The organism is Pseudocitrobacter faecalis, from assembly GCF_965231525.1.
In the GTDB taxonomy this organism is placed as follows: Bacteria; Pseudomonadota; Gammaproteobacteria; order Enterobacterales; family Enterobacteriaceae; genus Pseudocitrobacter; species Pseudocitrobacter faecalis.
Map to the genome: position 1 here is coordinate 2,584,100 of NZ_CBDDNJ010000002.1, position 12,387 is coordinate 2,596,486.

General features: G+C 48.6%; 13 protein-coding genes. 5 read left to right on the forward strand and 8 right to left on the reverse strand.

Features of this window, described 5'->3' with window-relative positions; genetic code table 11:
- Window positions 1-5: 5 nt before the first annotated feature.
- The 4 genes from ACOXYR_RS13030 to ACOXYR_RS13045 are packed head-to-tail and all read right to left on the reverse strand — an operon-like array spanning window position 6 to window position 4,381.
- Complete coding sequence (locus tag ACOXYR_RS13030) at window positions 6-1,346, reverse strand: hypothetical protein (protein ID WP_421355922.1); 1,341 nt, start codon at window positions 1,344-1,346, stop codon at window positions 6-8.
- The gene (locus ACOXYR_RS13035) at window positions 1,336-2,736 is read right to left on the reverse strand and encodes an FAD/NAD(P)-binding protein (RefSeq protein WP_421355921.1); all 1,401 of its coding nucleotides are present in this window, start codon (window positions 2,734-2,736) and stop codon (window positions 1,336-1,338) included. The genes ACOXYR_RS13030 and ACOXYR_RS13035 overlap by 11 nt, the downstream gene beginning before the upstream one ends.
- Window positions 2,733-3,194, reverse strand: coding sequence for an FAD/NAD(P)-binding protein (locus tag ACOXYR_RS13040; RefSeq protein ID WP_421355920.1), 462 nt, complete (start codon window positions 3,192-3,194; stop codon window positions 2,733-2,735). The genes ACOXYR_RS13035 and ACOXYR_RS13040 overlap by 4 nt, the downstream gene beginning before the upstream one ends.
- Entirely contained in the window at window positions 3,191-4,381 is a 1,191-nt protein-coding gene (locus tag ACOXYR_RS13045; protein WP_421355919.1) for an MFS transporter, read from the reverse strand. The genes ACOXYR_RS13040 and ACOXYR_RS13045 overlap by 4 nt, the downstream gene beginning before the upstream one ends.
- A gap of 108 nt (window positions 4,382-4,489) precedes the next feature.
- Between ACOXYR_RS13045 and ACOXYR_RS13050 the strand changes: the two genes are divergently transcribed.
- Window positions 4,490-5,362 carry a LysR family transcriptional regulator gene (locus ACOXYR_RS13050; RefSeq protein ID WP_108474512.1) on the forward strand — a complete coding sequence of 291 codons (873 nt, stop codon included), beginning with the start codon at window positions 4,490-4,492 and terminating at the stop codon, window positions 5,360-5,362.
- A 99-nt stretch (window positions 5,363-5,461) separates the two neighbouring features.
- Complete coding sequence (locus tag ACOXYR_RS13055; RefSeq protein ID WP_108474513.1) at window positions 5,462-6,571, forward strand: AI-2E family transporter; 1,110 nt, start codon at window positions 5,462-5,464, stop codon at window positions 6,569-6,571.
- A 97-nt stretch (window positions 6,572-6,668) separates the two neighbouring features.
- Here ACOXYR_RS13055 and ACOXYR_RS13060 read toward each other — a convergent pair whose 3' ends face one another.
- Both ACOXYR_RS13060 and ACOXYR_RS13065 read right to left on the reverse strand, forming a co-directional pair.
- Window positions 6,669-7,619, reverse strand: a complete 951-nt coding sequence (locus ACOXYR_RS13060; RefSeq protein ID WP_421355918.1) for a bifunctional helix-turn-helix transcriptional regulator/GNAT family N-acetyltransferase — start codon at window positions 7,617-7,619, stop codon at window positions 6,669-6,671.
- A gap of 117 nt (window positions 7,620-7,736) precedes the next feature.
- Window positions 7,737-8,462 (reverse strand): type 1 glutamine amidotransferase, encoded by a 726-nt coding sequence (locus ACOXYR_RS13065; RefSeq protein WP_421355968.1) that lies wholly within the window; start codon window positions 8,460-8,462, stop codon window positions 7,737-7,739.
- A gap of 114 nt (window positions 8,463-8,576) precedes the next feature.
- On the opposite strand from ACOXYR_RS13065, the gene ACOXYR_RS13070 reads away from it, so the two are divergent.
- Window positions 8,577-9,350 carry an AraC family transcriptional regulator gene (locus ACOXYR_RS13070; RefSeq protein ID WP_421355917.1) on the forward strand — a complete coding sequence of 258 codons (774 nt, stop codon included), beginning with the start codon at window positions 8,577-8,579 and terminating at the stop codon, window positions 9,348-9,350.
- Between the two features lie 12 nt (window positions 9,351-9,362).
- On the opposite strand, the gene ACOXYR_RS13075 is transcribed toward ACOXYR_RS13070, so the two are convergent.
- Window positions 9,363-10,298, reverse strand: a complete 936-nt coding sequence (locus ACOXYR_RS13075; RefSeq protein ID WP_421355916.1) for a LysR family transcriptional regulator — start codon at window positions 10,296-10,298, stop codon at window positions 9,363-9,365.
- Window positions 10,299-10,397: 99 nt separating this feature from the next.
- Here ACOXYR_RS13075 and ACOXYR_RS13080 point away from each other — a divergent pair, with 99 nt between their 5' ends.
- Both ACOXYR_RS13080 and ACOXYR_RS13085 read left to right on the forward strand, forming a co-directional pair.
- On the forward strand, window positions 10,398-10,832 hold the full coding sequence (locus tag ACOXYR_RS13080) for a DMT family transporter (RefSeq protein WP_108474518.1): 435 nt from the start codon (window positions 10,398-10,400) through the stop codon (window positions 10,830-10,832).
- A gap of 8 nt (window positions 10,833-10,840) precedes the next feature.
- Window positions 10,841-11,332: a DMT family transporter gene (locus ACOXYR_RS13085; RefSeq protein WP_189623537.1), complete on the forward strand. Its 492-nt coding sequence runs from the start codon at window positions 10,841-10,843 to the stop codon at window positions 11,330-11,332.
- A gap of 130 nt (window positions 11,333-11,462) precedes the next feature.
- Here the strand turns inward: ACOXYR_RS13085 and ACOXYR_RS13090 are convergent, their stop codons facing one another.
- A complete protein-coding gene (locus tag ACOXYR_RS13090; RefSeq protein WP_189623536.1) occupies window positions 11,463-12,371 on the reverse strand; it encodes a LysR family transcriptional regulator in 909 nt (302 codons plus the stop codon).
- Between the last annotated feature and the right edge of the window lie 16 nt (window positions 12,372-12,387).

The window sequence follows — 12,387 nt, forward strand, 5'->3', positions numbered from 1 at the left end:
TGTTTTTAGATAATTGTTGACATTGCACCAAGATAAACAAGGGCAAAGAGATTAAACGACAGAACATAACCGTAGTGCATTTTAAAACTCGTATTACTGGGTGACACATTCAGGCTGTTCGCAGCAAAAATAGCATTTATCGACACGGGAGAGATAAGCTGTGTGGCAATAAACAAGCAAATCCATATCTGATAATCAACCATTCCCCCTGTCAGATAATCGGAAAATATTGACCATGAAACGCTAAAGATAATCAGAGGATGGATACCTAATAAACCGAAAAGCGGGACAATGAACAAAATAATCGCGTAGATCTCAAACGTTGTCAGGCCGCCTACATAAGCAGTAATACCTGCCGGTACATGGGCAAAAAGCAGCCAGCAAACTGAGGTCAACACACTGCAGCTTAAAAGCAACAATACCTCACCGGATATATTCTGTGCTGTTTCCGTTAACTGTTCAGCCCACGATCTATCCTTTTTAACCAGATGATCGACAACAAAAAGTACGATTGCAGTAAAGGCAATACTTTGCAATGAATTGAGATTCAGCGCCGTTAATGAAAAAATGAATCCCCCCCAGAACAGACCTACACACAGCAGGATATAGCGCATTCCATCTCGGTTGGGTTTCAGCGTCTCGTTTTCAGTGATGACCGTCACTTTTGCCCGTTGGTTGAGCAGGATACTGAATAAAAAGAGAGGGATACCCACAAGCATTGCCTTAACATGCGGTACGTCCGGCATTGCCGCCCAAACGGTGGCAGCGCCGATGGTTGTTGGCATCAGTACCATCGTAATGCATACGGTGCGGGTAATAATCTTTGCCAGATTGCGTCCTGGCCCAAGAACTGACTTGAGACCATCGAGGAGTAATGAGATTGCCCCAAGGCTCATCGGCCATGTTAAGAAAGCCGTCAATAAGGTCACCCAAAAAGTCAGGTTCGATGTCTTTTTACGCGAAAAATACGCCCCCAGTACAGCCGTAAAATTTAGAGAAGCCATGACGTGACGTAATAAGGCAATACCAACAAGCAGTAAAATCACATCAAAATATCGCGAAAAAATTGCGGGAAGCGCAATGCCTTGCAGGTTGTTTGTCGCGAGAATAAACACCATCGAGCAGAGAAAAATAATCAAACCACTTCGGGCGGAGGATTTTTTTAACCAGAAAGCAGCGGTAGATGCGAAATAGAGCACGGCGGTAACGCCCGCAATGATCGGCATCGCTAGATGTTTATTCATCAGCGCACAAGCGAGCAGAAACACCAGCAAGGATGTTATCGCTAACGCAGATTGCAATGATTGCCACGTCTTGCCACGGGCCTGGATTTGCTCAGTCTGCATTTATCACAACCTCAGACTGAACATGGCGCACCGTCATTTGATGATACATATCTGCGACACAACGGCCTGCATCGACCAGGAATCTTGAATTTACCAGCGGACGTGGCAGGACGTAGGTGTAAAAATTCGCCCCTTCAGCAGGGTTACCCAGCACCCAGAAAGTCGTCTGCGCTTCCCCCATACGGTTAACAGGATGCTGGCATTGATCGATATCCAGTCCCCCCGGGTGGTACCCCTCATTCATAAATGGACGAACGATACCCGTGGCTGTCATATTTCTGATTAACGGTGAAGCATCATGTAGCGGCGAAAAACTGGCAATTTTCGCCTTAATTAAAACATCAGCCTGAATCTCTGTACTCTCTTCTTTGAAAGTTGAATGAACCTCAAATTTTCCATCGCAGTCATTTAACACTAACCTTGCATCTTTACCGCCGGCCAGGCACACCACATTCGCTTCCATTAACGCTAATAATTGTTCATTTCTTAACTTCGGTGGGCCAACGGCAATGCGGTTAAAAATAGGATTAAAATGCTCAAGAAAATATTGATGTGACCGAGAATTCAGACCCGAATTATCAATCGCTTCTCGTAAAATATCCCTCACATCACGAATGATGTCTGTCGCTGCTTTGATTGGGCCATGGACATTGCCCTCCGCAGACTCCTGCAGATCCTTACGCAAGAAATACATAAACCATTGCGTATAATCTTTTAAACTCAAATGTTCCTGCGATTGGTGTGGATAAAGCACACTGTCGATGACGGCGATGTCTTCAGCGCTCGGTTCATAAGTGCCTGCATCTAACCACTGCCCATTGAGGGTCGAACGGTAGGCATAACACATTTCTTTATGCAATAAAGGGAAAACTTGTTCAATAAAATCGATTTTTGAAGACCCTTTCGCAAGCACATTTTTCACCCGCAATTCTCTGATGGCCATTGCCGTTAAGAAGCGTGGTGAGTATTGCCCGGAGACGCCTTTTTGATTCTCACCGCGGCTGCTAAAAGGAAGAGCCTGACGCGAATAGATAAAGATACCCGGCTCCTTTCCTGAAGGGTGATAGCGGAGTTCACCGTCCTCCCGGCAAAAGCGCCCCCCTCTGCCAATCGTTAATTGCGAAATAACATCATAGGCAGTCAACCCAATACCCTGAACAATCACATTCGATTCTGCTGTTATTTTATCCAGGTTGTTTACTGGGTAAGGCGTCGCATAGTAGTCCAGGCGTTCATTTTTCTTAAAATTATTGGCAATAAAGCGTTCGACAAGATGATCGTCAAACGTTTTAACATTGTCACTGTGACCTGTGGTCAGATAAACATAATCGACCACCACGCGCTGGCTATCTTCTAAAATGATAATGGACTTCTCGTCGTCCTGAATCAAAATATTGCTGGCTGATTTATCTGGGTGACCGAGATATTTTCAGGCAGGGTGTTGATAATTTCATGATAAAACCAATTTAAGTATTCACCTAACAATCGACGAGGTAAATAATCGTTAGCCTGAATGGGTTTGCCTGCCACATTTTTTAAAAAACGGCCATCAACGTTTTTATAGCCTTGCTCATTGGCCCACTGATGAAAACAGGGCCCTGAACGGAAAGGCCCGGCATTTTTTACCGTTGCATCACCAAATAATGTTATCTGGCAGGCAACGGTGTTAACTAATAAATGGTCGGGCTGTGATAAGCTGTGGGCGCCCACCCCCATGGCATTTTTATCAATGATAACAATATCGATATGTCCATTCTGTTTTTGCTGTGCATACTGGGCACAAATTCTTTCCAGAATACTTAGCCCCCGAGGCCCCATTCCTATAATAGCAACGGTCGTTTTTTTCATTCTTTGCTCCAACTTTGAGAGTATTTAACTTTGCTGTGTTGAACATAGCTAATCCCTGCTGCGATAAATAACGCGCAAGCGCCAGATAATATTGAAATAGTCATTCCATTTTTGTTGTTCTGAAACGCACTTACGATCAAAGGCCCGGCAATTTGCCCAATGCCATAGGTCAGTGTAACCAGCCCAAGAAGATTAATTTTCTGTGGAGCAGAAATCTTTTTCGCGAGTGGCATCACCAGAGAACTGGTACCCATGAAGGTTGCGCCGAAGCCAATACAGCTTAAGGTTAATAAAAACGGCGAGTGGATAAACGAGGCCATCACAACACAACTCGCCTGTACAATTAAGTTAACGCTCAGGCAGGACAATATGCTCCACTTGCGTGCGGCCCATAACCAGCCATAGCATCCGGGGATAACGGCGAGGCCAACAATAGACCAGATATGGTTGGCCAGAAATTCATTACCCACGCCTCTGGCCATTAAAGGGAGATAAGTCGCCACAATGATATAACCGAAACCGGCCAGGCCATATAGCAATGATAAATTCCACCACTGAATATTCGGCTCAGATGAGGAAGCTGCTTTCTGAGGAGGCAGTACGTGTTTGTTTGCCGGCAGTAAGATAATCAGCGCAAGGAAAAGGACAGCGGAAATGATGGATGCGCCGATCCATAGCAGTTTTGAATTTAATGCATAGGCGATACCGGCTATCACATATTCGTTGCCGATAAAAATACCCACTCCGACGCCGGCAAACAAAGAAGCAATGACAAACGGATTATGGGTATGCTGTAACATAAGCATCGATCCGAATATCATCATGCCTGCGCTGGCAACACCGGCAATAAATCGAATAACAATCACTATATCAGGGTGCGTGACCACAGCCATCGCAAAAATAAGCAGCCCGGTGACCAACGCAGCACAAATTAACATCCCTTTGATATTCTTCAGGCCGCCAAAAATACCAAAAGAGAACAGGAGGCTGCCAACCAGGTATCCGGCATAATTCGCGCTGGCAATCAACGATAATTGCGAAAAACTAAAAATGCCTTCATGCAACATAACCGGTAGCATCGGCGTATATAAAAACCGACCAATTCCCATGCCCAGTGTTAAAACGATCATACCGAAGACAGCCGTGCTGAACTGGCGATGGCCAGTAACATTGTGATCAAGATCCATTTTTCAGGCTCAATATGTCAATCAGATTTGATTGTTATGTTACATAAAGAAATGATAATAAAAAGTTAATAAAAATGACGAAAACCTTCACTTTGAGTAACAGATACGATGAACAGTACCTCATTAAATTTGTTTAAAACTGTCGCGGAAACCGGCTCTATCACCGCTGCAGCCCGTAGCCTGCACTGCGTTTCATCAAACGTCACGACGCGGCTCAAACAACTGGAGTCCAGCCTGGATGTGTCGTTGTTCATTCGTGAGAAAAACCGGCTGCACATCACCCCTGAAGGTGAACTGCTGCTGCGTTATGCCAACAAAATCCTCGCGCTGTTAGACGAAGCCGAATTGTCCATGCAGGGAACAAAAGCCGCAGGCCCACTACGCATTGGCGCAATGGAAACCACGGCCGCCGTCAGGCTTCCTGCTTTGCTGGCTAACTTTCATCGTGAAATGCCCTCTGTTGAACTGAACTTAAAAACGTCACCGACAGATGTGTTGGTTCAGCAGATCCTGAATAGTGAACTTGAAATCGCCTTCGTCGCTGACCATCAGGCGTTGCACATGGACAATTCCAGGCTACAAACGCAGGTGCTGTGTCAGGAAACACTGGTGTTAGTTACCGCCGCCGAGCATGGTCATGTCGTCACGGGAGCCGACCTTGAAGTGACAAGGCCACTCGTCTTTGTAAAAGGGTGTAATTATCGTTCGCGGCTGGGGCAATGGTTGCGGCTGCAAAATATCGATTATGCCGAACCGCTGGAGTTTGGTTCTTTTCAGGCAATTCTTGGCTGCGTAAGCGCCGGAATGGGTATTGCATTATTACCTGAAAGCGTTGTGAAACAGTATGAAGCGAGTTTTCCCATTCGCTGCCACTCTATTTCACCGCACATCGGCAACGTTAATACCATGATGATATGGCTGAAAAATCGTGAGGTTAGCCGGGTATTGAATTGCTTTGTATCCTTTGTTTCATCCCATTAAGGTGTTTCGCAACTTTATAGCGCCCTGGAAGTATTTAGGTTGGTAAATCGTCTGTACGGTTCTATAGTCGTTACAGTCTTTCAGTTACAGGATTTACTAATGCGCTTTAATGGACTTACTAAAGGTTTCTTTCTCTTCATTCTGGCCCTGGTGACATGGGCCTTCTTCGATGTACTGTCCCCCTATTTTTCCGCCATTTTATGGGCTGCCGTGTTAACGGTTATTTTTTATCCGGTAAAAAATAAATTACGCGATGCGATGGGGGATCGTAACGGGCTGGCCTCACTGCTCACGCTGGTGATTATTTGTCTTATCGTCTTCATCCCGTTAATGATCATTTTGTCATCGCTGGCGTTTGAATTGAATGTGGTTTACACCAAACTCCAGCAGAACAATACCCAGTTCCCGGAAGTGGTGGCCGCCCTCTTCTCGCATCTCCCCGATTGGGCGCGTGGGTTCCTGACGGAGCATAATCTGGATGATGCCGCACAGATCCAGAAAAAATTGTCAGAAGCCGCTTTGCAGGGTGGGCAATATCTCGCGGGTAGCGCTTTCCTGATAGGTAAAGGCACATTTGGCTTCGCCATCAGCTTCGGCATCATGCTGTATCTGCTCTTTTTCCTGCTTAAAGATGGGCCGTATCTGGTGAATCAGATTCTGGACTCACTGCCGCTTTCCGACTTTGTGAAACAGCATCTGTTCGCCAAATTTGTCGGTGTGTCGCGCGCAACCGTAAAAGGTACGGCGGTTGTCGCCATTGTTCAGGGCGCATTGGGTGGTATTGCATTTGCTATCGTCGGTATTGACGGCAGTATCTTATGGGGCGCGCTGATGGCCTTTTTGTCGCTGGTACCCGCTGTGGGATCGGCTATCGTTTGGGTGCCGGCGGCGATATATTTGTTCGCGACCCACCAGCTGTGGCAAGCCCTGTTTATTATTGGTTTCTTTGTGATAATCGTCGGCCTGGTTGATAATATTTTGCGTCCGATTCTGGTCGGTAAAGACACCAAAATGCCCGATTATCTGATTCTGATTTCTACGCTGGGTGGCATGGAAATGTACGGTATTAATGGTTTCGTCATCGGCCCCTTAATTGCCGCCCTGTTCCTTGCCAGTTGGAATCTTTTCTCTGGTCGCGATCATGAAGGCAATGCTGAAGAGCTTGACGAGGCTTTTATTGAGGAAGGGAAAAAAGGGCCGGATTTGTAATGGATGAGGATATCGGCGGTTTGGGCCGCCGATATTCATGAAACAGAGAGAGTGCTGAAACATGTCTATATTCAAAAGAAAGAGACGTCAGGAATGCTCAGGTGATTTTTCGAATAAACTGTTGCTCCGTAATGATACTTCCCCACTGGTCGCCTTCCCATTCTTTGGACAATTTAAAACCAAATGATTCATACAATCGTATTGCCGCTGTCAGTTTGTTAAATGTCCATAGCTGTACCGAAGAGAACCTCTGCTCGACACAAAATGACATCGCCTCTGCAATGAGTTTTCTACCCAGTCCACTGCCACGACATCCATCGTCGAGGATGAACCAACGCAGATGCGCGTCGTTATTTCCCAGATCCTCACCGTCGATGGCTACCGAGCCGACGATTCTGTCGTTTACCATTGCCAACCAAATCTGGTTGCAGGGTTTATCCAGACGGGCAGAAAAATCAGCAAGGCCCGCAGCAACCTTCGATTCAAAAATAATGCCGAAGTTATGCTCCCTTGCATAATAGACGCCATGCATTTCAGCAATGCGACCGATCATTCCTGGATAGTACCCCGTGACAATTTTGACACTATTGCTTGCGTTGACGTCCGTATTTTCGCGGCTAGCTTTCAGGGCGCAGGCATAGGATGAAAGCCCCTGCGAGGTCGTTATTCGGTTAAATGGGGCCAACTTTTTGAGTGCGGCGATGACACGGTCGTCAGCGTAAGCATTGATGCTCTGGACAGTCACTCTCCCCTTTTCGGTGAGATTTAACAGTTTCGTCCTCGCGTCTTCGGCGGAAGGTCTTTCTTCCAGCTCACCCGCTTTGACAAGCTTTGCGAGCATGCGACTCACGCTGGATTTCTCCAGCCCCAGAATCTGTACCAACTGAGCCGCTGATATCGCCCCATGCGTTTCAACTTCAAGCAGGGCGTGAACGGCGGAAGGAGGATAATCCGTCGCCGCCAGCGTCTGATTCATAAAACCCAGCTCGCGCACCATTAAACGAGAGGCTTCACGTACATTTTTTATGGTCTGCAATTCTGGATTCATTAACATTGCCCTTGCTTATATAGTTGTACGATACAACCATTTAAACAGGAAGCCTGTCAATCTTTTACTCTCTTTCAGCGCCTTGCTCATCTCTGTCACCCGATTCTGGCTTCGTTTTTAGGGGCGCACTAATGCGCAGCGCGCTTCAAGTTTATCAAGGAAGATGAACAAAGCCGCATTCATTTCACCGTAATCATGTGCCCGAAGTTTCTCCACCGTATCGACAAAACGATATTCACTGGACCGACTCAGCTCCGATGCTGAATGGGCAATAAGTTGTTCAACGACTTCCCGCGTTAGCTCCAAATGGCACTGAAATCCGTAAACGCGATCGGAATAAGCCACAATCTGGCGTGGACACCCTTCACTGTAAGCCATAATGACCGCATCAGCCGTCAGGCCAGGCATATCGTTATGCCAGTGCCCCACCTCGAGCATGGGGCCAAAATGACTGAACATCTCGCTCTTGCTTCCATCCTTCGTCAAATAAATCGGGAATTTGCCAATCTCTTTCTCCGGGCTGTGCGCAAAAGGCGCACCAAGCGCTTCGCCAATCAATTGCGAGCCTAAACACACTCCGATTACGGCGCTTCCTGATCTGATAACAGAAGCAATAAAGGCTTGTTCACTTTTTGCATCAAAATGGGCGCATTCGTCAGTCGTCACGCTCGGATCCTGCGGGCCGCCCATCACAATCAACAAATCAATGCCACCGGTATTCGTTGGGAGTTTTTCACCCGCATAAAGGCGCGAATAAGTGACGTCATGCCCCTTCTTTCTTGCCCACGTTTCATAAGCGCCGGGCGCTTCAAAACTCTCGTGAACGATGAAGTGAACTCTCATTTGCATATGCTCCTGTAATACTTATGATAATTATGAATACCACCTCAGCGAGCCAGTCTGATTCTGGCTCAGGGGGATAACGCCATCATCATAAGCGCAGGAGTTGAATCTTAAATGCCAGGAGGTATAGATAAAACGCCAAGGCATGATGAACGTGTTGGCTGGTCCGGCACGGCAATACACTATCAGCGCGGCGAGTCAGATCCCCCTCATCATCATCTTGAAGGGCAGTTACTGTTTGCTTCCAGAGGCGTGATGCTCGTTGAAACCGAAGGTCATCGCTGGGTCATACCGCCGCAGCGCGCATTATGGCTTCCGCCCCTGCAAATCCACAGCTATCACCTGTTATCACAAACAGACCTGCAATCGGTCTATTTCAGCAGTAGTCTTATCGCCGAGTGTACGAACTTCACAAAAAGTCACGATGTGCATGTCATAACCGCCACGCCTCTGGTGAAAGAACTCATTCAGGGAATCTTTAGCCAGGAATATAACGGATCGAGCCAACGAAAAATGGCGCTGCTACTTCTGGAAATTTTAAGTGAGGCGGCCCCTTTAGCCACGGAACTTCCCATGCCGCGTGATGAACGGTTGTTCTGTGCAACTCAGGAATTGTTGGTTAACCATCGCTGGGAAGCGGCAATGAGCGACCTGGCGTATATCGCTAATATGTCCGAACGCACATTCTCACGGCTTTTTATCAAGGATACCGGGTTCAGCTTCAGAACATGGAAGCAACGTGCCAGAGTTTGCGCGTCATTGGATCTTCTTGCAAACGGCATCCCGGTAAAGCAGGTCGCTTATCAGCTTGGCTTCTCATGCCCGGCCGCGTTTTCCGCCGCCTTTCGGGCCATTATAGGTAAAACGCCAGGGCATTTTTTGCCATAAGAATCGAATATCTTACTCTGCCTGCCAGTAAAGCGGTGAACCGAACGCGTCAATGTAGTAATCGATAATTGCCCGAACGTTTAATGGTGGATGGCGGGCATGTGGATAAATTGCCGCGATGTACTGCGGCTCCGTTTTTATGGACGTGTCCAGCTCCGGCAGCAGCCCGACAAGCTCACCGCTCTTCAGGCGGTCTCCAATCAGCCAGTCAGGAAACAGCACAATCCCCATTCCCCCAAGGGCAGCAATCAGCAGCGATTCAGCATTATTGGATGACATCAGGGGCGAGACAGGATAGTGCACCCACTCCTCGCCATGCCTGCGCAGCAGCCAGCGGTTTGGCCCTGACGAGCCGCTATAGACCAGGCATTTATGACGTGCGAGCTCGTCAGGTGAATCAGGCATGCCGTGTCGGCGGATGTAATCCGGTGACGCGGCAAGATGATAGAACTGCTGGCCAAACACGCGCGCATGAAATGAGGAATCCTTCAGCGCGCCAATCCGGAAAATGACGTCAGCCGCCTCCCGATGCGGATCAATGTAATCATCAGTCAGCGTAAGCTCAATGTTAAGCCTCGGATAGCGTTCCATCAGGCGGGGTAACGCGGGGGCTACATGGCGCTGTCCAAAGAATACAGGGGCGTTTATGCGAACCATTCCGGAAGGCTCAAGCGTTCTCTCGTAGAGTTCCCGCCGGGCCTCCTCCAGGCTACCCGTCATCGCGCGCGCATAGCGGATAAAAAGATGGCCACTTTCCGTCGGGATAATAGCCCGGGTATTGCGGTAAAAGAGCTGCTGCCCGAGCGCATCCTCTATTTGATGGATGACGCGCGATACCTGAGAGGCGGATATCCCCTCCCGCCGCGCCACCACAGAGAAATTCTGCGTTTCATAAACGTCAATAAAAATCAGCAGCGCACGAATACTGATGTTACCAGGCTCATTCATTGATGCATATCCTGCATAAGTGTTTATCTCATTATTGCATTTTTATCATTCATGTTAAGACGTAATCTTCTCCGCCAGGACAATGGGAGACTGATTGCTATGCAACTGATATTAATTTTTATCGTTATTGCCGGAGGCATGGGACTGTCCATAGAGGCAGGATTGCTCGGGCCACTTGCCGGGGAGGTCGGTGACCTCTGGGCCACCTTTAGTGTCTTTGGCGTGGGTGCGGCGCTGACCTTTCTGCTGATGCTTTTTTTCAGCCCGCGTAATAGCCCATCCTTCTTTGCCCAGCCATCATGGCAGTTGCTGGGCGGGGTACTTGGGCCGATTTATGTCATTATCCTGACCGTGGCAACACCGGTAATCGGTATCGCCATGACGATGATCGGCATACTGGCAGGCCAGGTCTTCAAGAGCCTGATAATTGACCACTTCGGCCTGCTCGGTACGCCGCACAGGGAAATTGACAGAAAACGTATCATCGCGCTGATTTTCATCATTGCGGCGCTAGTTATGGTTGCACAGGGGTAAATAACAGTATGACGCTTATTATGATTCTTCTCGCCGTCGCCGGGGGTGCCATGCTGAGTATCCAGGCGGCTATCAACGGCCAATTGGGCAGCAAGGTCGGCGTATTCAAAAGCGCGTTCCTGACATTTTCAGTCGGAGCGCTGGTGACAGGGCTGCTTATCTTCTTCTTCGAACCCAAACACGCCCTGACCCTGATGGACGTGCCTAAATGGCAGCTGCTGGGGGCAATGTTTGGCGTGCCGTATATCGTCATTATGGTACTGGCTGTCCAGCGCATTGGCGCAGCGGTTGCCACGGTCGCCGTCATTTTTGGCCAACTATCGATGAGCATGCTGATCGATAGCTTCGGCTGGCTGGGCAATGCGCCGATTCCGTTCTCGATGAGCCGACTCGGCGCCATCGTCTGCCTGGGTATGGCGTTGTTCTTCATCTACTCCAGCAGCAAGCTGAAAGCCGCACCGGCGAAAAAGCCCCAGCAGCAGGTAGCCGCTGGCAGATAAGTTCAACCTGTTCAGAGGGATGTAGCAGGGTATAGAGGAAAAATTGTTCCGATGATTTCGCCTGCATTCGGTATTCAAAAGCGTGGAGTGTCGAGAGGGGTTACCCGGACATTATCCTGGCAACCACGATTCATATTTCATCACCCGCATCCTCATCGACAATCCCCGCCACTCTTTCCGCCAGGAAAGAGAGCAGTACTCGTGTAACCGCGCTATTCTGCCGATGTTTGGGATACAGTGCGCTGAGGGTGAGATGCGGGGGTGAACATTCCGCTAATATTTGTACCAGTGAGCCCTGACGCAGCGACTCTTCCACTATAAAGGTGGGTAGCAACGCGATACCGACACCAGCTTCCGCGGCGTCACGGATCACTTCACCATTATTACTGCTCAGGCTGCCTTTTACCGCAAAGGTATTGACCGCCCCATCCGATTTTAATTTCCAGCCGAGTTGTCCTTCGCGCCCGTATAACAGGCAATTATGCTGACTTAAATCGTCACATGAGCGCGGCGTGCCGTGTACCTTCAGGTAGTCCGGGCTGGCGCAGAGCACCATTGCCAGTTTACCCAGACAGCGGGCAATCAGCGTGGAATCCATCAGGTTGCCAATACGCAACACCATATCGTAGCCCTCGCCGACCACATCGACATAATGATCGCTCATATCGATATGCATCGCTAATTCCGGATGCGCGGACTGAAACTCCACGACCAGCGGCGCCAATCGTCGCACACCATAAATCATGGGCAGGCTGATACGATAAGAGCCCGTCAGTTTTTGCTGACGAGCGGAAATAACCTGTTCGGCTTCTTGAACTTCTTCGAGAATACGCTGTGCATGATGAAAAAAAACCTGCCCGGTATCGGTGACAGACAGTTTTCGCGTATTGCGTACCAGTAAACGGGCGGCAACTTTTTTCTCCAGTGCCGCCATGCGCCGGCTGACATATTGTTTCGACAGCTGCAAATGTTCCGCCGCTGCCGTAAAGCTTCCCATATTCACAATTGTGACAAATATTCGGATATCTTCTAACTGCATTCTTCCACCAACGGTA

Coding starts and splice junctions, on each gene's coding strand:
- ACOXYR_RS13030 (WP_421355922.1), bottom strand. CDS start 1,346: ATGCAGACTGAGCAAATCCAGGCCCGTGGCAAGACGTGGCAATCATTG.
- ACOXYR_RS13040 (WP_421355920.1), bottom strand. CDS start 3,194: ATGAAAAAAACGACCGTTGCTATTATAGGAATGGGGCCTCGGGGGCTA.
- ACOXYR_RS13045 (WP_421355919.1), bottom strand. CDS start 4,381: ATGGATCTTGATCACAATGTTACTGGCCATCGCCAGTTCAGCACGGCT.
- ACOXYR_RS13050 (WP_108474512.1), top strand. CDS start 4,490: ATGAACAGTACCTCATTAAATTTGTTTAAAACTGTCGCGGAAACCGGC.
- ACOXYR_RS13055 (WP_108474513.1), top strand. CDS start 5,462: ATGCGCTTTAATGGACTTACTAAAGGTTTCTTTCTCTTCATTCTGGCC.
- ACOXYR_RS13060 (WP_421355918.1), bottom strand. CDS start 7,619: ATGAATCCAGAATTGCAGACCATAAAAAATGTACGTGAAGCCTCTCGT.
- ACOXYR_RS13065 (WP_421355968.1), bottom strand. CDS start 8,462: ATGAGAGTTCACTTCATCGTTCACGAGAGTTTTGAAGCGCCCGGCGCT.
- ACOXYR_RS13070 (WP_421355917.1), top strand. CDS start 8,577: ATGCCAGGAGGTATAGATAAAACGCCAAGGCATGATGAACGTGTTGGC.
- ACOXYR_RS13075 (WP_421355916.1), bottom strand. CDS start 10,298: ATGAATGAGCCTGGTAACATCAGTATTCGTGCGCTGCTGATTTTTATT.
- ACOXYR_RS13080 (WP_108474518.1), top strand. CDS start 10,398: ATGCAACTGATATTAATTTTTATCGTTATTGCCGGAGGCATGGGACTG.
- ACOXYR_RS13085 (WP_189623537.1), top strand. CDS start 10,841: ATGACGCTTATTATGATTCTTCTCGCCGTCGCCGGGGGTGCCATGCTG.
- ACOXYR_RS13090 (WP_189623536.1), bottom strand. CDS start 12,371: ATGCAGTTAGAAGATATCCGAATATTTGTCACAATTGTGAATATGGGA.